This window comes from Neobacillus jeddahensis (assembly GCF_000612625.1).
GTDB lineage: Bacteria > Bacillota > Bacilli > Bacillales > Cytobacillaceae > Neobacillus > Neobacillus jeddahensis.
The window spans coordinates 114,965-135,158 of the sequence record NZ_CCAS010000006.1 but is presented as its reverse complement, the minus strand read 5'-3'; the positions used below and the strand labels follow the sequence as shown (position 1 = coordinate 135,158).

The 20,194-nt window shown below is 39.9% G+C and carries 20 protein-coding genes; 17 read left to right on the top strand and 3 right to left on the bottom strand.

Features of this window, described 5'->3' with window-relative positions; translation table 11 throughout:
* Positions 1–16 precede the first annotated feature (16 nt).
* Together rplT and TY15_RS04755 are read left to right on the top strand one after the other, a co-directional pair.
* Positions 17–376 (top strand): 50S ribosomal protein L20, encoded by a 360-nt coding sequence (gene rplT / locus TY15_RS04760; protein WP_040207702.1) that lies wholly within the window; start codon positions 17–19, stop codon positions 374–376.
* Between the two features lie 57 nt (positions 377–433).
* Positions 434–694 (top strand): DUF1294 domain-containing protein, encoded by a 261-nt coding sequence (locus TY15_RS04755; protein WP_040207703.1) that lies wholly within the window; start codon positions 434–436, stop codon positions 692–694.
* 19 nt (positions 695–713) lie between these two features.
* Here the strand turns inward: TY15_RS04755 and TY15_RS04750 are convergent, their stop codons facing one another.
* Positions 714–1,091: a hypothetical protein gene (locus TY15_RS04750; RefSeq protein ID WP_040207705.1), complete on the bottom strand. Its 378-nt coding sequence runs from the start codon at positions 1,089–1,091 to the stop codon at positions 714–716.
* A 107-nt stretch (positions 1,092–1,198) separates the two neighbouring features.
* Here TY15_RS04750 and TY15_RS04745 point away from each other — a divergent pair, with 107 nt between their 5' ends.
* Together TY15_RS04745 and TY15_RS04740 are read left to right on the top strand one after the other, a co-directional pair.
* Positions 1,199–1,690, top strand: a complete 492-nt coding sequence (locus TY15_RS04745; RefSeq protein ID WP_040207706.1) for a dUTP diphosphatase — start codon at positions 1,199–1,201, stop codon at positions 1,688–1,690.
* A 72-nt stretch (positions 1,691–1,762) separates the two neighbouring features.
* The gene (locus TY15_RS04740) at positions 1,763–2,848 is read left to right on the top strand and encodes a M42 family metallopeptidase (RefSeq protein WP_040207707.1); all 1,086 of its coding nucleotides are present in this window, start codon (positions 1,763–1,765) and stop codon (positions 2,846–2,848) included.
* 168 nt (positions 2,849–3,016) lie between these two features.
* Here TY15_RS04740 and sspI read toward each other — a convergent pair whose 3' ends face one another.
* Positions 3,017–3,223 (bottom strand): small acid-soluble spore protein SspI, encoded by a 207-nt coding sequence (sspI, locus tag TY15_RS04730; protein WP_040207709.1) that lies wholly within the window; start codon positions 3,221–3,223, stop codon positions 3,017–3,019.
* Positions 3,224–3,348: 125 nt separating this feature from the next.
* On the opposite strand from sspI, the gene TY15_RS04725 reads away from it, so the two are divergent.
* The 3 genes from TY15_RS04725 (at position 3,349) to pheT (ending at position 7,993) form a co-directional block, all read left to right on the top strand.
* Positions 3,349–4,110 (top strand): TrmH family RNA methyltransferase, encoded by a 762-nt coding sequence (locus tag TY15_RS04725; RefSeq protein ID WP_040207710.1) that lies wholly within the window; start codon positions 3,349–3,351, stop codon positions 4,108–4,110.
* 372 nt (positions 4,111–4,482) lie between these two features.
* Positions 4,483–5,520: a phenylalanine--tRNA ligase subunit alpha gene (pheS, locus tag TY15_RS04720; protein WP_040207711.1), complete on the top strand. Its 1,038-nt coding sequence runs from the start codon at positions 4,483–4,485 to the stop codon at positions 5,518–5,520.
* 58 nt (positions 5,521–5,578) lie between these two features.
* Positions 5,579–7,993: a phenylalanine--tRNA ligase subunit beta gene (pheT, locus tag TY15_RS04715; RefSeq protein WP_040207713.1), complete on the top strand. Its 2,415-nt coding sequence runs from the start codon at positions 5,579–5,581 to the stop codon at positions 7,991–7,993.
* A gap of 88 nt (positions 7,994–8,081) precedes the next feature.
* Here pheT and rnhC read toward each other — a convergent pair whose 3' ends face one another.
* Positions 8,082–9,044, bottom strand: coding sequence for a ribonuclease HIII (gene rnhC / locus TY15_RS04710; RefSeq protein WP_040207714.1), 963 nt, complete (start codon positions 9,042–9,044; stop codon positions 8,082–8,084).
* A gap of 144 nt (positions 9,045–9,188) precedes the next feature.
* On the opposite strand from rnhC, the gene zapA reads away from it, so the two are divergent.
* From zapA to TY15_RS04660, 10 genes are all read left to right on the top strand, one after another.
* Positions 9,189–9,464 (top strand): cell division protein ZapA, encoded by a 276-nt coding sequence (gene zapA, locus TY15_RS04705; protein WP_392391362.1) that lies wholly within the window; start codon positions 9,189–9,191, stop codon positions 9,462–9,464.
* A 5-nt stretch (positions 9,465–9,469) separates the two neighbouring features.
* Entirely contained in the window at positions 9,470–10,012 is a 543-nt protein-coding gene (locus TY15_RS04700) for a CvpA family protein (protein WP_040207716.1), read from the top strand.
* Positions 10,013–10,098: 86 nt separating this feature from the next.
* Positions 10,099–11,814 carry a DNA polymerase/3'-5' exonuclease PolX gene (polX, locus tag TY15_RS04695; protein ID WP_040207718.1) on the top strand — a complete coding sequence of 572 codons (1,716 nt, stop codon included), beginning with the start codon at positions 10,099–10,101 and terminating at the stop codon, positions 11,812–11,814.
* Between the two features lie 13 nt (positions 11,815–11,827).
* Positions 11,828–14,185 (top strand): endonuclease MutS2, encoded by a 2,358-nt coding sequence (locus TY15_RS04690; RefSeq protein ID WP_040207719.1) that lies wholly within the window; start codon positions 11,828–11,830, stop codon positions 14,183–14,185.
* 19 nt (positions 14,186–14,204) lie between these two features.
* Positions 14,205–14,612 carry a DUF350 domain-containing protein gene (locus TY15_RS04685; protein ID WP_040207720.1) on the top strand — a complete coding sequence of 136 codons (408 nt, stop codon included), beginning with the start codon at positions 14,205–14,207 and terminating at the stop codon, positions 14,610–14,612.
* 300 nt (positions 14,613–14,912) lie between these two features.
* Positions 14,913–16,616, top strand: a complete 1,704-nt coding sequence (locus TY15_RS04680) for an AMP-binding protein (protein WP_040207721.1) — start codon at positions 14,913–14,915, stop codon at positions 16,614–16,616.
* Positions 16,617–16,815: 199 nt separating this feature from the next.
* Positions 16,816–17,400, top strand: a complete 585-nt coding sequence (locus TY15_RS04675; RefSeq protein ID WP_040207723.1) for a TetR/AcrR family transcriptional regulator — start codon at positions 16,816–16,818, stop codon at positions 17,398–17,400.
* Between the two features lie 24 nt (positions 17,401–17,424).
* A complete protein-coding gene (locus TY15_RS04670) occupies positions 17,425–18,195 on the top strand; it encodes an enoyl-CoA hydratase (RefSeq protein WP_040207724.1) in 771 nt (256 codons plus the stop codon).
* Between the two features lie 116 nt (positions 18,196–18,311).
* Positions 18,312–19,085 (top strand): electron transfer flavoprotein subunit beta/FixA family protein, encoded by a 774-nt coding sequence (locus TY15_RS04665; protein WP_040207726.1) that lies wholly within the window; start codon positions 18,312–18,314, stop codon positions 19,083–19,085.
* 37 nt (positions 19,086–19,122) lie between these two features.
* Entirely contained in the window at positions 19,123–20,100 is a 978-nt protein-coding gene (locus tag TY15_RS04660; RefSeq protein WP_040207727.1) for an electron transfer flavoprotein subunit alpha/FixB family protein, read from the top strand.
* The last annotated feature ends 94 nt before the right edge of the window (positions 20,101–20,194 follow it).

The window sequence follows — 20,194 nt, the reverse complement described above, 5'->3', positions numbered from 1 at the left end:
ATAGGAGGGAAATTACATGCCACGTGTTAAAGGCGGTACAGTTACGCGCAAGCGTCGTAAAAAAGTTCTTAAATTAGCAAAAGGTTATTACGGTTCCAAACATACATTATACAAAGTTGCTAACCAACAGGTTATGAAATCTTTAATGTATGCATTCCGCGATCGTCGCCAGAAAAAGCGCGACTTCCGCAAACTTTGGATTACTCGTATCAATGCAGCAGCACGTATGAACGGTCTTTCTTACAGCCGTTTAATGCACGGTTTGAAGCTTGCTGGTATCGAAGTAAACCGCAAGATGCTTGCTGAATTAGCAGTAAGCGATGCAAACGCATTTGCTGAATTAGCAAACGTTGCAAAACAACAACAAAACAAGTAATAAACTTAAAGCCATTCTCTTGAAGAGGATGGCTTTTTCTATAAGGGAGAATGGGATATGATGATAGGGTTAGTGGCTTTTTTTGCAATGAATGTGGTAGGGATTTTGATTATGGGAGAGGATAAAAGGCGAGCGAAAAGGCATGAATATCGAATTCGCGAGAGAACGCTATGGCTTGTAGCACTATTTGGCGGAGCAATTGGGACAACTGTCGGTATGCAGGTATATCGGCATAAAACAAAGCATACATCATTTAAACTTGGTTTTCCTATTCTGGCTATCCTTGAGTTCGCTATTTTTATAAAAATCATATTATAAAAAGCCGCATGTTTGGCGGCTATTGCTGTAAAAATTCCTTAATGGGACTCTTCCAGTTGATTTGAGCATGTGGATAATATTCATGTACTTTTTTATCCAAATAAAAAAAATCATCTTTCATCATTCCTTTAAGTGTGGCGGTATTTTCCGGCCAAATAAGGATGGAGACAACGTCAAAGGTGTTGTCTATCGAACCGATATACTTTTCGCCGACAAACACCGCGCCTTTATAAGTAACTAAGAAATTCTTTCTGACATCATCATGATCAATTAGTAAAAATCGTTTATGTTTTCGTGCTGCTTCTAGTTTTCGAGATGACGTAAACAGTAATGTTATTCCCCAATAAACCAAGAAAATAATGAAGATCAATAATATGAAGCGCAACAACCAAATCATGGTTAAGCCCCCTACACCTATTTTTCCTTCTAATACGATCTAGAAGGAAGAAAGTTTCAACTAAATCTCATTTTGAGATCATTTTTCCAGAAGGAGTGATGAACAGGATGCAACTCGAAAAACTGTTTCAACTGCAAAAAGGTTTAGACTCACATATTGAAGAAAAGCACGGACTACAAGGAGAGGATCTATTCGATAAGAAGGTCCTAGCCTTGCTTGTGGAAATAGGAGAATTGGCAAATGAAACCCGCTGTTTTAAATTTTGGAGTGTGCGCTCCTCTTCATCTAAGGATGTGATTTTAGAAGAATTTGTTGATGGGATCCATTTCATTTTGTCAATTGGGATTGTGTGTGGCTTTGATCAGCAGCCAATCACTTTGCAAGTAGACGAGTCTGATCTTAGTGAAACAGAGCAATTCCTTCGCATATATGAGATCGTTAGCATTTTCCAGCATAGTAAACTCTGGACGGATTATATTCAATTATTTGAAACGTATTTACAGCTGGCGTCCAAACTTGGTTTTAAAAATAATGACATTGAAACGGCATATTTTAAGAAAAACGAAGTAAATTATCAAAGACAAAAGAATAACTATTAGCAGAAAATTTGGTACTTTGCAGATTTCTTCTGTATAATGAACATGGAAAATACATAAAAAGGGGGCGAAATTATGGCAAAACTAGATGAAACATTAACGATGTTAAAAGATTTAACAGATGCCAAAGGAATTCCCGGCAATGAGCGTGAAGTGCGTGAAGTAATGAAAAAATACATAGCTCCATTTGCAGATGAAATAACCACAGATGGGCTTGGCAGTTTAATTGCCAAGAAAATTGGTAAAGAGGATGGCCCAAAAATTATGGTGGCCGGTCACTTAGATGAAGTGGGTTTCATGATTACAAAAATCGATGATAAAGGCTTCCTCCGGTTTCAAACTGTTGGCGGTTGGTGGGGACAGGTCATGCTTGCCCAACGTGTGACGATTGTTACGAGAAAAGGGGAAGTAACGGGTATTATCGGTTCTAAGCCTCCACATATTTTATCAGCAGAAGCTCGAAAGAAACCTGTTGAAATTAAAGATATGTTTATTGATGTGGGTGCATCAAGCCGTGAAGAAGTCATCGAATGGGGTGTCCGCCCAGGAGATATGGTGGTCCCGTATTTCGAATTTACGGTGATGAATAATGAAAAAATGCTGTTAGCAAAAGCTTGGGATAACCGAATTGGTTGTGCAATTGCTATTGATGTATTGAGACAATTAAAGGATGTCGAGCATCCTAACGTGGTGTATGGTGTAGGTAATGTTCAAGAAGAGGTTGGTCTAAGAGGTGCCAAAACGGCGGCAACGAAGATTAACCCGGATATCGGCTTTGCTGTTGATGTGGGGATTGCCGGTGATACTCCTGGAATTTCTGAAAAAGAGGCTATGAGTAAAATGGGTAAGGGACCACAAGTAGTCATCTTTGATGCGTCACTTGTAGCACATAAAGGCTTGCGTGATTTAGTTACCGACACAGCGGATGAGTTGAATATCCCTTATCAATTTGAATCCATCCCTGGTGGTGGGACAGATGCAGGCTCTATCCATTTGACACATAATGGCGTTCCAGCTCTGGCGATTACGATTGCAACTCGTTATATTCATTCACATGCAGCCATGCTCCATCGTGATGATTTCGAAAATGCAGTAAAGTTAATTGTTGAAGTGATTAAGCGCTTAGACCGTGAAACAGTCGATAAAATTACCTTTGAATAAAAAAATAGCTCATCCTCGGACAGATGAAGTCCGGGGATTTTTTTAGCCGATAGGAAAGCATAACTTTCCTAACAGGCATAAGTGCAACTACGCCACTGTCTTCGCCAATCGGTGAATTTTCTTTATAAATAAAAAGCTGCCAGTAGCATTTTGGCAGCTTTGACCATTTCATTTTAACCCATTTTCTAGAATTGAGAGCATTTCTTTCTTATCTTCTTCAGATGAATTTTTCCAAATTACCTCGAACAATACGCCAAGCCCAGGAAGCATTTTTTCTTCCCCGTTTTGGATTGCATCTACAATCGTATCTTCTAACTGCTCTTGTGTGTTACCTGTAACATTGTGAATAATAGCATTTCTTAAGTTTAAGTTCATAGTTATACCCTCCTTATGTCAACCTTCATTCTTTATTATCATTTCTATTATGTGGTTTTATTATGTATCGTTATTAGGATATAATGAGAAAATCATATGAGCTTTTAAAAAAAGGAGACCCTGTTTTGAAACATATTGAATCTATCAATAATCCTAAGGTAAAGCAATGGAGAAAACTATTAACCAAAAAAGAGCGGGATAAAACCGAATCATTTATCGTGGAAGGCTTTCATTTAGTGGAGGAAGCAATAAAACAAGGAGAACAGGTAGTAGAAATCATTGTTTCTGAAAAAGTTGAACTACCGTCACGTTGGGATGTAAGTTCAACTCCTGTTACCCTCGTTACAGAGGAAATATCTAAATTGTTAACTGAGACGGAAGCACCCCAAGGAATTTATGCTATTTGCCGAGTGCCAAGTAAGAAGATCGAGGACATGGCAGTGGAAGGAAGGACATTCTTATTAATCGACTCTGTACAGGATCCAGGTAATCTTGGAACAATGATTCGTACGGCTGATGCAGCGGGAATTGATGCAGTGATCATTGGGCGGGGAAGTGTAGATATTTATAACTCTAAGGTTCTACGGTCCGCACAAGGGAGTCATTTCCACCTGCCAATCCTGAGGGGCGATCTCCATGAATGGGTGGATATGCTTGAAGATAAAAATATTCCTGTTTATGGTACAGCACTTGAAGGAGCAAGTGTCTATACTGATATTTCCGGTAGTGAATCATTTGCGCTAATGGTTGGGAATGAGGGAAATGGTGTTGCAAAAGATCTTCTTGCTAGTACAACAGCGAATCTTTATATCCCGATTTATGGTAAAAGTGAGTCGCTAAATGTGGCTGTTGCAACCGGGATCCTGCTCTATTTTTTAAAAAAATAGGCGGAAACAAGTTTGACCTTATGTGGAGAATTATTATATAATAATGAACAATATGGAATATTAAATGACGATGACGGAGAAAAGTAGCTTGTCAAAGACCATTTAGGGAAAAAATGCCGAGACTGAAAGCATTTTTATGGTTCTGGATTAGTGAAGTTCACCTCCTGAGTTGGCATCGGGACCATTTTCTTACAGGAAATGTAAAGGTGCACCGGCATAAGCCGTTATCCGAATGAAGCGAACACAATGTTTTTACATATCGTGTTTACAAGGGTGGTACCGCGAAACTTTAACCTCGTCCCTTTCCAGGGATGGGGTTTTTTTGTTTTTTTTCTGGTGCCTGACACCGCATACTATTAAGGAGGAGTTCACATGCAAGAACGTTTAAAGGAATTGCAGGAAGAGGCTATTCAAAAAATTGAACAGTCTGCAAGCTTAAAAGAATTAAATGATATTCGCGTGGCGTTTTTAGGGAAAAAGGGACCCATAACAGAGGTACTGAGAGGAATGGGGAAACTTTCTGCAGAGGAGCGACCATTGATGGGTGCACTTGCTAATGAAGTTCGTGAAGCCATCTCTGTAAAAATCGAAGCAAAACAAAAGGGCTTAGAAGATGCTGCCATTCTTGAAAAGCTAGCATCCGAAAGCATTGATGTAACATTGCCAGGAAATCCTGTAAAGGTTGGTAACCACCATCCACTTACAAGAATTATTGAAGAAATAGAAGATTTATTTATTGGCATGGGCTATCAGGTTGCAGAAGGTCCTGAGGTAGAGCAGGATTATTATAATTTCGAAGCTCTTAATTTGCCAAAAGGGCACCCTGCTCGCGACATGCAGGACTCATTTTATATAACGGAAGAAATTCTTCTTCGTACCCATACTTCACCGGTACAAGCGCGGACGATGGAAAAGCATGATGGCAAAGGCCCGATTAAGATCATTTGCCCTGGTAAAGTTTATCGTCGTGATAATGATGATGCCACCCATTCACACCAGTTTATGCAAATTGAAGGTCTTGTTGTAGGGGAGAACATTCGCATGAGTGATCTCAAAGGAACACTTGAAATTTTCGCAAAGAAAATGTTTGGTGAAGACCGTGAAATTCGTTTACGCCCAAGTTTCTTTCCGTTTACAGAGCCATCTGTTGAAATGGATATCTCCTGTAAAATTTGTGGCGGTCATGGTTGTAATGTTTGTAAACAAACGGGCTGGATTGAAATTCTTGGCGCTGGTATGGTCCATCCAAACGTCCTTGAAATGGCTGGCTACGACTCTAAAAAGTACACTGGATTTGCCTTTGGGATGGGGCCAGAGCGGATTGCCATGCTGAAATATGGAGTGGATGATATCCGCCATTTCTATACCAATGACGTTCGGTTCATAAACCAATTTTCTAAGCACGAATAACATTAATCGTTCAAGCACTCTAGGTGTTGACCTAGAAAAATAAAGGAGGATGACTTTCATGTTCGTTTCATATAAATGGCTTCAGGATTATATTGATCTTACTGGAGTATCAGCAACGGATTTAGCAGAAAAGATTACGAAAAGCGGCATCGAAGTTGAAGGAGTAGAAATTATAAACGATGGCATTAAAGGTGTCGTAATTGGTCATGTATTGGAGCGTGAACAGCACCCAAATGCTGATAAATTAAGTAGATGTCTAGTGGACGTTGGAGAAGAGCAACCTGTCCAAATCGTTTGTGGTGCACCGAATGTAGCACAAGGACAAAAAGTGGCAGTTGCAAAAGTGGGAGCAGTGCTTCCGGGTAATTTTAAAATTAAACGAGCCAAGCTTCGCGGAGAAGAATCAAATGGAATGATTTGCTCTCTGACTGAATTAGGAATAGAAGGAAAGGTCATTCCAAAAGAGTATTCTGAAGGGATCTTTGTATTTCCGAGTGATGCAGAGGTTGGAGAAGATGCACTTGAATTATTAAACCGTGACGATGAAGTGCTAGAGCTAAGTTTAACGCCAAACCGTTCGGATTGTTTGAGCATGCTTGGGGTTGCTTACGAAGTAGCAGCGATTCTTGGCCGCGATGTTATATTACCAGAAACAAACCTTCAACCGATCGCTGAAGCGGCTTCTGATTATGTGAATATTGTCGTAGAGGCAAAAGAGGATAATCCTTTATATGTCGCAAAAATAATTAAAAATGTCAAAATTGGTCCATCACCTTTATGGATGCAAGCGCGCTTAATGTCAGCAGGAATTCGTCCGCATAATAATGTCGTTGATATAACGAACTATATTTTGTTGGAATATGGCCAGCCGCTTCATGCGTTTGATTATGACCGTTTAGGTTCAAAAGAAATCCTTATTCGCCGCGCAACAGATGGGGAGAAGTTTACGACGCTAGATGACGTTGAACGGACATTATCATCCGATCATCTAGTCATTACAAATGGCGATGTGCCAGTAGCACTTGCAGGGGTAATGGGGGGCGCCAATTCAGAGGTAACTGCTGATACAACCACTGTTTTGCTAGAATCAGCTTATTTCAACGGTGCAATCGTAAGAAAAGCGTCAAAAGATCATGGGCTAAGAAGTGAAGCTAGTGCTCGCTTTGAAAAAGGTGTTGATCCAAATCGTGTGCGCCCAGCTGGTGAACGTGCTGCCTACTTAATGATGAAGTATGCTGATGGTCAAGTATTAGCAGGTACTGCTGAAGTTGATACCTTAACAGTTGAACCAGCAGTCGTATCCATTACTTTAGAAAAAATAAATCGTGTACTTGGTACTGACTTGACAATGCACGACGTTATAGAGATTTTTGATCGTTTACAATTTACGGTGAGCGTAGAAGAAGATACTATTACTGTCACGGCTCCAACACGGCGTGGTGATATTAGTATTGAAGAGGATTTGCTAGAGGAAGTGGCACGTTTATATGGCTATGACAATATTCCTAAGACACTGCCAATTGGATCAACCACTCCTGGGAAATTGTCTGATTATCAAATGAAACGCCGGGTTGTCCGTCAGTATCTTGAGGGAGCAGGCCTTTATCAGGCTATCACCTACTCTTTAACGAGTGAAGAAAAGGCTGGCCAATTTGCGATGGAAAAACGTGAGCCGATTCGTCTGGCAATGCCAATGAGTGAAGAGCGTAGTATTCTTCGTTTAAGCATTATGCCGCAGCTATTAGAGGTATTAAAATATAATAGCGCTCGTCAGAACGACAGCTTAGCTGTATATGAAACAGGTGCAGTATTCTTAGCGAACGGCAAGGATGTACTTCCATCGGAGAAGGAGCATTTAGCTGGAGCAATTACCGGGCAGTGGCACAGTCATCCATGGCAAGGAGAGAAGAAAGCAGTTGACTTCTTTGTTGTTAAAGGTGTATTAGTAGGCTTGTTTGCGAAGCTCGGTCTTGGCGACCGTATTGATTACGTCCAGACACAGCTTGAGGGAATGCATCCTGGTCGTACAGCGGAAATTCGCTTGAATGGTGAAAACATTGGATTTATCGGTCAAGTGCACCCAAGCGTTCAAAAAGACCTAGATTTAAAAGATACCTATGTATTCGAACTATCGTTGAAAGCAATCCTTGAAGAAGCTTCGGCACCATTACAATACCAAGCCATTCCACGCTTCCCTGCGATCACAAGAGACATTGCTCTTGTGGTAAACAGAGAAATGGTGTCAGGCACCTTAAAGGAAATTATTGTTAATGCAGGGGCGCCTCTTCTTAAAGAAGCGGATGTGTTTGATTTATATGAAGGAGATAGGATGGAGGCGGGCAAGAAGTCACTTGCTTTTTCGCTGAAATATTTAGATCCTGAGCGTACGTTGACGGATGAAGAGGTAACGAAGGTTCATGGACGTGTCCTTGAAGCCTTGAAGGAAAAGGCTGACGCAGTGTTAAGAGGTTAATGAATAAGCAACAGCAAAAAAGAGTATCAATTTTTTTGATACTCTTTTGTTTAACTTTTATTTTTTTAAATTAGCTTTCTCAGAAAACCTATTTTTGTTTTTTATCAACAATCGCGAGGGCCTTATCTGTGTTTGCAAAATGAAGCTTAACAAACGATGGGAGGCTATCGCGACCTTTGTTCAAAATTAACTTTGCTGCGGCCACATCCACCTGTGCCCCAGCCCCCTTGGGAATTTTAAATCCAGCTGCTTCACTGAGTTTATCAATATATTGGATAAAGGCATAACGTGCAAGGATACTTGCAGCTGCAACGGCAAGATGAATCCCTTCTGCTTTTGTACTAAAATAAACGTCCTTATTCGCAATCGTCTTCTGTCCTTTTAAATGTTGGAAATAAGTACTGGGCTGCACAAATTGGTCGATCAGAATGGCTTCCGGTTTAGTAGGTGCAATTTTGTCCAATACATTTAATATTGCTTGATTATGTAGAAGAGCCTTCATTTTCCCTTGCGACATTCCCGAACGTTGGACCTGATTGTATTTTTCGTTTTTTAGTGTCATCAGACTAAATGGAACAACATCTTTAATGATCTTGGCAATCGCAATAATCTTTTCATCATTTAGATCCTTCGAATCGCGAACTCCTAATTCCTTTAAAAGGGGAATATCTTCTTTTTTTACATAGGCAGCTACAACTGTAATAGGGCCGAAAAAGTCGCCGGTACCCACTTCATCTGATCCGATGGCCGACATTCCTCCGATTCCTATGGGGAGATCTCCTTTTGGCACTGATTTTACTTTTGTCGCTGCTGCCTTTTTGCCAGGTGCATTTGCACTATTTTCACTGGCAGAACCCCATTTCCCAGCTTCTTTTTCACAATCATTCCCCTGAAATAAGACTTTTCCAGATTTATAAGCAGTGATCATGCAAGAAGGAGTCTTCGCGGCGAAGACACTCCCAGGTATGTTTTTAGTTAAGAGCTGCTTTCCGTAATAGTTTTTCATTTCAGTGATCTTAGACTGTTCCAAATTAATAACGACATTTCCCATAATAAACACCACATTTCTTAATATTCATACAAAGTTTCGTCTCCCACATCCAGTAACAAATGAACGCTGCTAAACATGCGCTTCCGACTTTTTGACTTTTCGACTTCTATTATTTCATGTTATGATATAGTGTAGGATTCTTGAATGGAGGCTTTTACGTTGTCAAATACACAAAAACATCGAACGACAGTTGATATATACGGGCAGCAATACGTCATAATGGGCATGGAAAGTCCAAGTCATATTCGACTTGTGGCCTCGTTGGTTGACGACAAAATGCGCGAAATCAATTCAAAGAATCCAGCTCTAGACATGAGTAAACTAGCTGTACTAACAGCAGTAAATGCAGTCAATGATTATATTAAAATTAAAGATCAATTGGAACGGCTGCAAACAGAACTAAAAAAGGAAAAGGACTAAAGATTATGTTAGATTTAGCCATTATCATTTTTTTACTTATTGGATTTTTTGTCGGTCTTAAAAGGGGTTTTATCCTCCAGCTTGTTCATTTTATAGGTTTTATTATTGCATATGTTGTCGCTACTTCCTACTACGAAGAGTTGGCAACAAAGTTAGTATTATGGATTCCTTATCCGAACTTTGGTGAAATTTCTACACTTAAGCTTTTAACGGACTCAAGCAATATGGAAGCAGCCTTTTACCGTGCAATTGCTTTTGTGATTATCTTTATTGCCGTAAAGGTACTATTCCAGATCATTGGATCCATGCTTGATTTTATTGCCCATCTGCCTGTACTTAAGCAGCTAAACGTGTTCGCAGGTGGAATCTTAGGATTCTGTGAAGTCTATCTAATTATGTTTATTCTATTATACATTGGAGCTTTAATTCCAATCGAATTCATTCAAAATCAATTAGATCATTCACTATTGGCAAAAGCAATTGTAAATCACACTCCGATCCTGTCGCAGCAAATTAAAAGCTTGTGGATTGAATATACAGCTGCTTAAACTTCTCTTTAGCAGAGAAGTTTTTCTTTTCCTACTGTAAATAAGCTAAAATGAAGAATGCTATACAAAAGGGGATGGTGGATGATATGGACATAAATAAAAAAGAAGTCATTCGTTTATTAGAAATGATTGCTATTTATATGGAATTGAAAGGGGAAAATCCCTTCAAAGTATCAGCTTTTCGTAAAGCAGCGAATGCCCTCGAAACGGATGAGCGTAATTTATCAGAACTTGAAGACTTTACAACGATTTCAGGAATTGGCAAGGGCACAGCCGCTGTTATAGAGGAATACATAAAAGAAGGATCGTCTTCCGTATTAACGGAATTAAAGGGAGAAGTTCCCGCAGGATTAATCCCTTTACTACAACTTCCCGGCCTTGGTGGAAAAAAGATTGCCAAGCTGTATAAGGAATTAGAGATCATCGATGTATCTAGTTTAAAAGAAGCATGTGAATCAGGAAAGGTCCAAGCTCTCGCGGGTTTTGGTAAAAAGACAGAGGAAAAAATATTGAGCGCAATCGCCAATGTAGGGACCAGACCCGATCGGCTTCCCATCGCCTATATGTTAGGCGTTGCTAGTCAAATCGAGGCAAGTTTGGTAGAGGTACCAGAGATTGTCCGTTTTTCGAGAGCGGGAAGCTTAAGAAGGATGAGAGAAACGATTAAAGATCTTGATTTTATCATCGCTACAAACCAAGCAGATTTAGTTCGTGAAGGATTACTAGCATTACCAAATATAAAAGAAATAATTGGTGCTGGAGATACGAAGGTTTCTGTCGTCCTTGAACTTGAATACGATGTTTCCGTGGATTTTCGTCTTGTTAAGCCAGAGGAATTTATCACCACCTTGCATCATTTCACTGGTTCAAAAGATCATAATGTCCGTATGAGGCAGCTTGCGAAAGAGCGTGGGGAGAAAATTAGTGAATATGGAGTTGAAAATGTGGAAACAGGAGAAATTCTGACTTTTTCCTCCGAGGAAGAATTTTTTAAGCATTTTGACCTACCGTTTATTCCACCGGAAATTAGAGAGGACGGTAAGGAAGTAGAGACCTTCACTGCCTCTAAACAGTTAATCGAGCTTCCCGATATTAAAGGGGATCTCCATATGCATACAACCTGGAGTGATGGTGCCCACACCATTGAGGAAATGGTGGAAGCGTGCCGTGCACGGGGATATCAATACATGGCTATTACCGATCATTCGCAATATTTAAAAGTAGCTAACGGTTTAACTCGAGAAAGGCTATTGAAGCAAAAAGAGGAAATCAAAAAATTGAACGAAAAATACGACGATATTCTCATTCTTTCTGGAGTAGAGATGGACATCTTACCCGATGGTACTTTAGACTATGAGGATGAGCTGCTCGCTGAAATGGATTTTGTGATTGCCTCCATTCATTCCGCTTTTTCCCAGCCAAAGGAAAAAATCATGGAGCGGTTAAAAAATGCTCTTGAAAATGCCCATGTAGATTTAATTGCTCATCCGACTGGTCGGAAAATTGGCCGTCGCGAAGGCTACGATGTGGACATTGATTTGCTCATACAAATTGCTAAAGAGTCAAATACGGCATTAGAATTGAACGCCAATCCGAACCGGCTTGACCTTGCAGCGGAGTATTTACGGAAAGCGCAGGATGCAGGCGTGAAAATCCTTATTAATACGGATGCCCATCAAGTGGATACATTAAAGCATATGGAGATCGGGGTTTCTGCAGCCAAGAAGGGCTGGATTAAAAAATCAACAGTGCTAAATGCACTCGACAAATATGACTTGCTTGAGTTTTTACATAATCGATAAAGGGGGGAACTCCATGCAAGAAAGAGTTTTAAAGGTATTAGAATTTACGAAAGTGAAAGAGCAGCTCCTAGAACATGCGTCTTCTACACTTGGAAAAGAAAAAATTAACAACCTAGTCCCATCTACTGATTTTGATGAAGTGGTTAGACTTCAAGCAGAAACAGACGAGGCTACCACTGTTTTTCGTATAAAAGGAAATGTCCCATTAGCTGGGGTACATGATATCCGTGCCCATATTAAACGTTCCGTCATTGGCGGAGTCCTGAGCCCGAATGAATTAGTTCAGATTGCTAGTACGATTCATGCCAGCCGGCAGATGAAACGCTTTATTGAGGATATTGCCGCTGAACGGACAGAATTGCCCATCTTAGTAGAACAGGTAGCTAGAATTATTCCGCTTACAAATCTCGAGCAAGATATCAAGCATGCCATTGATGAAAACGGTGAGGTGCTGGATAGTGCGAGTGACTTGCTGCGAACATTAAGGAATCAGCTGCGTTCCAATGAGTCCCGTGTTCGAGAGAAGTTAGAAAGTATGATTCGTTCTTCGAATGCAGCAAAAATGCTATCGGATGCCATTGTGACCATTCGAAATGACCGGTTTGTTATCCCAGTGAAACAAGAATATCGTGGTCACTATGGTGGAATTATTCACGACCAAAGTTCATCGGGGCAAACCTTATTTATTGAGCCCCAGGTCATCGTTCAATTAAATAATCAATTACAGGATATTAGAGTGAAGGAGCAGCTTGAAATTGACAGAATCCTGACGGAGTTGTCCGCAAAAGCTGCTGAACATGAGGCAGAACTTAAGATAATCGTCGATGTGTTGACCAATTTAGATTTTATTTTTGCAAAAGCGAGATATGGGAAAAAAATAAAGGCATCTATGCCAATTATGAATCACGAGGGTAGAATCGCATTATATAAAGCAAGACATCCGTTAATAGCGATTGATGAGGTAGTGCCCAATGATATGATGTTGGGAAGCGAGTATACAATGATTGTGATCACCGGTCCGAACACTGGTGGTAAAACAGTCACTTTAAAAACGCTGGGCTTATGCTCGTTAATGGCACAGGCGGGACTGCAGGTTCCTGCCCTGGATGGTTCAGAACTGGCCGTTTTTGATGCAATTTATGCAGATATTGGCGATGAGCAGTCGATCGAACAAAGCTTAAGTACATTTTCTTCGCATATGGTTAATATTGTGGAAATCTTGAATAGTGTCGATTTTAATAGCTTGGTTTTATTTGACGAATTGGGGGCTGGAACGGATCCTCAAGAAGGCGCAGCCCTAGCGATTTCCATCTTAGATGAAGTGCATCATCGTGGCGCAAGAGTCATTGCCACAACACACTACCCTGAATTAAAAGCGTATGGCTATAATCGTGAGGGAGTGTTGAATGCCAGTGTTGAGTTTGATGTGGAGACACTTAGCCCGACCTATAAGCTATTGCTCGGTGTGCCAGGAAGGAGTAATGCCTTCGAAATCTCGAAACGGTTAGGTTTAAATGATCGAGTTATTCAATCAGCTCGTTCCCATGTAAGTGAAGATTCCAATCAAATTGATAAAATGATTGCCTCATTGGAAGATAGTAAGCGGCAGGCAGAAATAGAACAACAGGAAGCACGGGATTATTTAAAATCGGCTGAAAGCCTTCATCAAGATTTGCAAAGGCAAATGATTGAGTTTTACGAGAAAAAAGATGCAATGCTCGAAAAGGCAGCTGAAAAAGCTGCAGGTATCGTGGATGAAGCGAAAGAAGAAGCGGAGAAGGTTATTCGTGATCTTCGTAAAATGAGAACCGAAAAGCACGCAGAAATTAAAGAGCATGAATTAATTGATGCTAAAAGGCGACTTGAAAGTGCGGCACCAGAAATTAAGAAATCAACTAAATTAGCCAATAAAAAAAATAAGCAACACGTCTATATGCCTGGTGATGAGGTAAAGGTGCTTACCTTTGATCAAAAGGGAACTCTTATTGATCGGGTCTCGAACAATGAATGGCAGGTTCAAATCGGAATCTTGAAAATGAAGGTTAAAGAGAAGGACATGGAGTATATGAGTACACCGAAACAAGTGGAAACAAAGCCAATGGCGATTGTAAAAGGTCGGGACTCATATGTTAAACTAGAATTAGACCTGCGCGGTGAAAGATATGAAGATGCTTTGGTCAGAGTGGAAAAATATATTGATGATGCCCTTTTATCCAGTTACCCTCGTGTGTCGATTATTCATGGTAAGGGGACTGGTGCATTAAGACAAGGCGTCCAAGAATATTTACGCAACCATCGTTCTGTCAAGAAAATTCGCTTTGGAGAAGCCGGCGAAGGTGGTTCTGGGGTCACTATAGTAGAATTTAAATAATGTCCGGGGAGATAACCGAATGGACCAGTTTTGGGAGAATCAATATATACAAATTGCAGCCTATTATAGTGTAGTTATTTTATGTATGGTTGTCTTTTTAGCCATTTTTGAAATGGTCACTAAATATAAAAATTGGGAAGAAATCAAAAAAGGGAATCTAGCAGTAGCATTGGCAACAGGTGGGAAAATATTTGGGGTGGCGAATATTTTTCGCGCAACTGTTGAAGTGCATAATTCATTACTTGAAATGATCGGCTGGGGAATTTATGGTTTTATTCTGTTATTAGTTGGTTATTTCATTTTTGAATTTTTGACCCCCAAATTTAAAATTGACGAGGAAATCCAACAGGATAATCGCGCAGTTGGTTTAATTTCGCTGATCATCTCAATTGGATTATCATATGTGATTGGTGCTGGAATTTCATAGGGGGAGATTAAACTGTGGAGACATTGGCGAAGGTACTAATTGGCTTATGCGGATTGTTTTTGCTAATTGGTATTATCTATTTAGTGTTTTTTGTATAAAAAGGATGGCGGCGAAAAGCGCCTGCCGTGTATAGGAGAAGACTAAAAATCATCGCTGTATAACTTGGCGATGATTTTTTTGTACGTTTTAACAATAGGAATGCTACTGTTTTATCCATTGTTTATTGTAAAATACTGTACTATAATAAAAGAGAGTTTCGAATTTTATGATTGTTTATACAAACAAAAGGAGGTTATGTAGTTGGAGTCAAAACCATGGTTGGAACTTTACCCAAAAGAAATTCCTGCCACACTTGAATACTCCCGAGAGCCAGTACAGGAATACTTAGTAAATGCTGCTGCACAGTACCCAGAAAAAATAGCGATTCATTTTATGGGCAAAGAAATGACCTATAAACAGTTGTATGAAGATGTAATGAGATTTGCAAGTTATCTGCAACGAACAATGGGTATTGAGAAGAATGACCGAGTGGCCATCATGCTTCCAAATACGCCTCAGGCAGTCATTAGCTATTTTGGAATATTAATGGCTGGTGGGATTGTGGTTCAAACAAACCCATTATATACAGAACGTGAGCTTGAGTACCAAATGAAGGACTCCGGTGCTAAAGCCATCATCACCTTAGATATCCTCTACCCAAGAGTCTCGAAAGTTATGCCTCAGACTAATTTGAAACATATTATTGTAACCGCTATCAAAGATTACCTACCATTTCCCAAAAATCTAGTGTATCCATTCATCCAGAAAAAGCAATATGGAATAGTCGTGAAAGTAAAGCATGAAGGAAGCACTCATTTGCTTTCAGAAATGTTAAAAGGAAGTTCGATCGATTTAATTGAGATCGATTTGAATCCAGAAGACGATATCGCTTTACTACAATATACAGGTGGAACAACGGGTTCACCTAAAGGCGTCATGTTAACCCATAAAAATTTATCTGCTGATACAACCATGATTCAAGCTTGGATTTATAAATGTAAGCCTGGAGAGGAGTCTGTTTTAGGAATCGTTCCATTTTTTCATGTGTATGGTATGACGGTTTGTATGCTGTTAGCGATTAAAATGGGGGGTAAGATGATTTTATTGCCTAAATTTGACGCATCGACCACTTTAAAAACGATTCATAAACAGCGTCCAACTTTATTTCCAGGGGCACCAACCATTTATGTTGGCTTACTAAACCATCCAGATGTAAAAAAATATGATTTATCTTCGATTGAGGCTTGTATTAGCGGCTCTGCACCATTACCCCATGAAGTACAAGAACAGTTTGAAAAGGTAACAAATGGTAAACTCGTGGAGGGATATGGGCTATCAGAAGCATCACCTGTTACCCATGCCAACTTCTTATGGGATGTCGAAAGAATTAAAGGGAGTATTGGCGTTCCATTTCCTGATACAGATGTTAAAGTCCTTTCTGTTGAAACGGGTGAACCAATGCCGGCAGGAGAAATTGGTGAGATTGTTATTAAAGGACCGCAAATCATGAAAGGCTATTGGAATCGTCCAGAGGAAACAGAGGGAATTTTAAAAGACGGATGGCTTTATACTGGAGACCTTGGCTATATGGATGCAAAAGGTTATTTCTATGTGGTTGACCGCAAAAAAGATATGATTATTGCAGGTGGATACAATATTTATCCGCGTGAGATTGAAGAAGTATTGTACGAACATCCTGATGTGCTTGAAGCAGTTGCTGCTGGGATACCTGATCCATATCGTGGTGAAACAGTAAAGGCTTATATTGTTTTAAAAGAAGGTTCAACCGTTACAGCAGAGGAAATGAATAAGTATGCAAGAAAATATCTTGCGGCCTATAAGGCTCCAAGACTATATGAGTTTAGAGAAGAGCTGCCGAAAACTGCTGTTGGAAAAATTTTAAGAAGAATGCTGGTGGATGAAGAAAAACGAAAAATAGATGATGATAGACAGAAACAAGCCTAAGTACAGATATTATTTTTTTTTGATCGATCAGGCTTGTCTGCTAAGAATTTTAAAGTTAGGATAAAAAAAGGATATGCAGAAATTCTTGACAGGATAGAAGATAATATTTATTATTAAAATATGAATGATGATTCATTCATATTTTTCTTTTTACTATTTGAAATGATTATTATAGATTCTTCATAAGGGAGGGATAGACGTGAAAAAGAGTAAGCCGAAATATATGCAAATTATTGATGCAGCTGTCATTGTCATCGCAGAAAATGGGTTTCACCAGGCCCAAGTCTCAAAAATTGCGAAACAAGCTGGCGTGGCAGATGGCACCATTTATCTTTATTTTAAGAACAAAGAAGACATTCTAATCTCTCTCTTTGAAGAAAAAATGGGCTTTTTCGTAGAAAAAATTGAAGAAAAAATAGCAGGAAAACAGGCTGCTGCAGAGAAGTTATTAATGATGATTGAAACTCACTTTCAACTTCTTTCAGATGACCATCACATGGCAATTGTCACACAACTGGAATTACGTCAGTCCAATAAGGAACTACGACTGCGAATAAATGATGTTCTAAAAGGCTATTTGCATGTGATTGATAAGATTATCATCGATGGTAAAGAAACAGGAGAGTTCTCAAGTGGGCTGGATATTCGTCTTGCTAGGCAAATGATTTTCGGTACTATTGATGAAACCGTAACGTCATGGGTGATGAATGAGGAGAAGTATGATTTGGTAGCGTTGGCACCCCAAGTTCATCGTCTCTTAATCAATGGCTGCGGGAACCGATAGGTAACTCGAAAAGGGGGAGTTATATTGGAATATTTAAAATGGTCATATCAAGATAGGATTGCCACGATCGCGATTGAGCGTCCGCCAGCGAACGCTCTTTCATCAGGTCTTTTAAGGGAATTAGCGGCAGTACTTGATGAAATTGAACCAAACAGTGAGATAAGAGCTATTGTTATTCATGGTCAAGGACGCTTCTTTTCAGCTGGTGCGGATATTAAAGAATTTACCACTGTGACTTCTTCTGAAGGCTTTGCTAATCTAGGGAAGTTCGGACAAGATTTATTTGACCGGATGGAAAAGTTCCCTAAACCAATTATTGCTGCAATACATGGTGCAGCCTTAGGTGGGGGTCTAGAGTTGGCGATGGCTTGTCATATTCGCTATGTAAGTGAAACAGCAAAGCTCGGACTGCCAGAACTGCAGCTGGGGTTAATTCCCGGATTTGCCGGTACGCAGCGTCTGCCAAAGTATGTTGGAGTGGCACGTGCAGCAGAAATGCTGTTTACATCTGAACCAATCACAGGTTTACAAGCAGTCCAATATGGACTAGCTAATCATGCTTTTCCAGAAACTGAAGTCTTGGACGAGGCTTACAAGCTTGCAGGTAAAATTGCCAAGAAAAGTCCTGGCTCAATCAATGCAGCGATACAATTACTAAATTATGCTAAAACAGAAGAATTTTATCTGGGAACGCAAAAGGAAGCTGAATTATTTGGAGAAGTTTTTGTTTCAGGAGACGCCAAAGAGGGCATCCAAGCTTTCCTTGAAAAAAGGGAGCCGAATTTTAAGGGTTAATACCTTCCAACGGCAGTGATCCTGCTATGGAAGTGATATAAAGAAATTTTTTTTATGAAAAATTTTCTCAATCTTTCGAACTAACTTAATGTTTGAAATTCACTAGGAGGGAAACCATGAACATTTATGTATTAATGAAAAGAACCTTTGATACGGAAGAAAAGATCGCCCTTTCCGGAGGGAAAATCAATGAGGATGGAGCCGAGTTTATTATCAATCCTTATGATGAGTATGCGATTGAGGAAGCGATTCAAGTCCGTGATGCCAATGGAGGAGAAGTAACCGTTATCTCTGTTGGGAATGAAGAAACTGAAAAGCAATTACGTACTGCCCTTGCAATGGGTGCAGACAAAGCGGTATTAATTAATATCGAAGATGAAATAGAAAATGGGGATCAGTTTACTACAGCAAAAATTCTTGCTGAATACTTAAAAGACAAAGATGCTGACTTAATTATTGGTGGAAACGTCGCTATTGATAATGCTTCCGGTCAGGTTGGCCCGCGTGTTGCCGAGTTACTTACTATTCCATATGTGACAACCATTACGAAATTAGAAATTGATGGAACAAATGTAACCGTTACACGGGACGTTGAAGGAGATGCTGAAGTGATCGAAACGAGTCTTCCTCTTTTGGTCACAGCGCAACAAGGCCTTAACGAACCACGTTATCCATCATTACCTGGTATCATGAAGGCGAAGAAAAAGCCACTTGAAGAATTAGAATTGGATGATCTTGACCTTGAAGAAGAGGATGTAGAAGCAAAAACAAAAACAATCGAAATTTACTTACCACCAAAAAAAGAAGCTGGCAGAGTCTTGACGGGGGATTTAAATGAGCAAGTACAGGAACTGGTTCAACTTCTTCATACTGAAGCAAAAGTAATTTAATCTCACTCACATAAAATTGTTTTCAGGAGGTAATAGAATGTCAAGAAAAGTATTGGTATTAGGAGAAGTACGTGACGGATCATTGCGAAACGTTTCTTTCGAAGCAATTGCTGCAGCAAGGACGGTTGCAGAAGGTGGCGAAGTGGTTGGCGTATTAGTTGGTGAATCTGTAAGCGCTTTAGGTGCAGAGCTCGTACAATACGGGGCAGATCGAGTTGTCGTAGTAGAAAATGATAAATTAAAACAATATACTTCTGACGGATTTGCACAAGCATTAGTAGCTGTTATTGAACAGGAAAAACCAGAGGGACTCGTGTTAGGTCATACAGCACTTGGCAAGGACTTATCTCCAAAAATCGCTGGAAAACTTTCATCAGGTCTTATTTCTGATGCAACAGCTGTTGAAGAAGCTGGTGGTAATATCGTGTTTACAAGACCCATATACTCTGGGAAGGCATTTGAAAAGAAAATTGTGACCGATGGGTTGATTTTTGCAACAGTTCGTCCAAATAATATTGCCCCTTTGGCAAAGGACGAAAGCAGAACGGGCGAGGTTAGCTCTTTATCGGTAGATGTCAAAGATCTTCGTGCCATTATTAAAGAGGTCGTTCGAAAGGCTAGCGAGGGTGTAGACCTAAGTGAAGCAAAAGTGGTCATTTCAGGTGGCCGTGGCGTTAAAAGTGCAGACGGCTTTGAACCATTAAAGGAATTGGCAAAAGTATTAGGCGGAGCTGTCGGTGCTTCACGTGGTGCTTGTGATGCTGATTATTGTGACTACTCCTTACAAATTGGCCAAACAGGCAAGGTAGTTACACCTGATCTATACATTGCCTGCGGTATTTCTGGTGCTATTCAGCACTTGGCGGGGATGTCCAACTCCAAAGTGATTGTGGCAATCAACAAAGATCCAGAGGCTAACATTTTTAAAGTTGCGGATTATGGAATCGTAGGCGATTTGTTTGAAGTTGTCCCATTATTAACAGAAGAGTTTAAAAAACTTAAAGTTCACTCATAATAGAATGAGGAAAAGATAAAAAGCGAGCTACCGTTTTGCTCGCTTTTTATCATGGATTTACATAGAATACTTACTGTCATAATGGGGAAATTAT

What these genes read in the sequence shown, in the direction of transcription:
- rplT (WP_040207702.1), top strand. Translation starts at nt 17, where the DNA reads ATGCCACGTGTTAAAGGCGGTACAGTTACGCGCAAGCGTCGTAAAAAA.
- TY15_RS04755 (WP_040207703.1), top strand. Translation starts at nt 434, where the DNA reads ATGATGATAGGGTTAGTGGCTTTTTTTGCAATGAATGTGGTAGGGATT.
- TY15_RS04750 (WP_040207705.1), bottom strand. Translation starts at nt 1,091, where the DNA reads ATGATTTGGTTGTTGCGCTTCATATTATTGATCTTCATTATTTTCTTG.
- TY15_RS04745 (WP_040207706.1), top strand. Translation starts at nt 1,199, where the DNA reads ATGCAACTCGAAAAACTGTTTCAACTGCAAAAAGGTTTAGACTCACAT.
- TY15_RS04740 (WP_040207707.1), top strand. Translation starts at nt 1,763, where the DNA reads ATGGCAAAACTAGATGAAACATTAACGATGTTAAAAGATTTAACAGAT.
- sspI (WP_040207709.1), bottom strand. Translation starts at nt 3,223, where the DNA reads ATGAACTTAAACTTAAGAAATGCTATTATTCACAATGTTACAGGTAAC.
- pheS (WP_040207711.1), top strand. Translation starts at nt 4,483, where the DNA reads ATGCAAGAACGTTTAAAGGAATTGCAGGAAGAGGCTATTCAAAAAATT.
- pheT (WP_040207713.1), top strand. Translation starts at nt 5,579, where the DNA reads ATGTTCGTTTCATATAAATGGCTTCAGGATTATATTGATCTTACTGGA.
- rnhC (WP_040207714.1), bottom strand. Translation starts at nt 9,044, where the DNA reads ATGGGAAATGTCGTTATTAATTTGGAACAGTCTAAGATCACTGAAATG.
- zapA (WP_392391362.1), top strand. Translation starts at nt 9,189, where the DNA reads ATGGAGGCTTTTACGTTGTCAAATACACAAAAACATCGAACGACAGTT.
- TY15_RS04700 (WP_040207716.1), top strand. Translation starts at nt 9,470, where the DNA reads ATGTTAGATTTAGCCATTATCATTTTTTTACTTATTGGATTTTTTGTC.
- polX (WP_040207718.1), top strand. Translation starts at nt 10,099, where the DNA reads ATGGACATAAATAAAAAAGAAGTCATTCGTTTATTAGAAATGATTGCT.
- TY15_RS04690 (WP_040207719.1), top strand. Translation starts at nt 11,828, where the DNA reads ATGCAAGAAAGAGTTTTAAAGGTATTAGAATTTACGAAAGTGAAAGAG.
- TY15_RS04685 (WP_040207720.1), top strand. Translation starts at nt 14,205, where the DNA reads ATGGACCAGTTTTGGGAGAATCAATATATACAAATTGCAGCCTATTAT.
- TY15_RS04665 (WP_040207726.1), top strand. Translation starts at nt 18,312, where the DNA reads ATGAACATTTATGTATTAATGAAAAGAACCTTTGATACGGAAGAAAAG.
- TY15_RS04660 (WP_040207727.1), top strand. Translation starts at nt 19,123, where the DNA reads ATGTCAAGAAAAGTATTGGTATTAGGAGAAGTACGTGACGGATCATTG.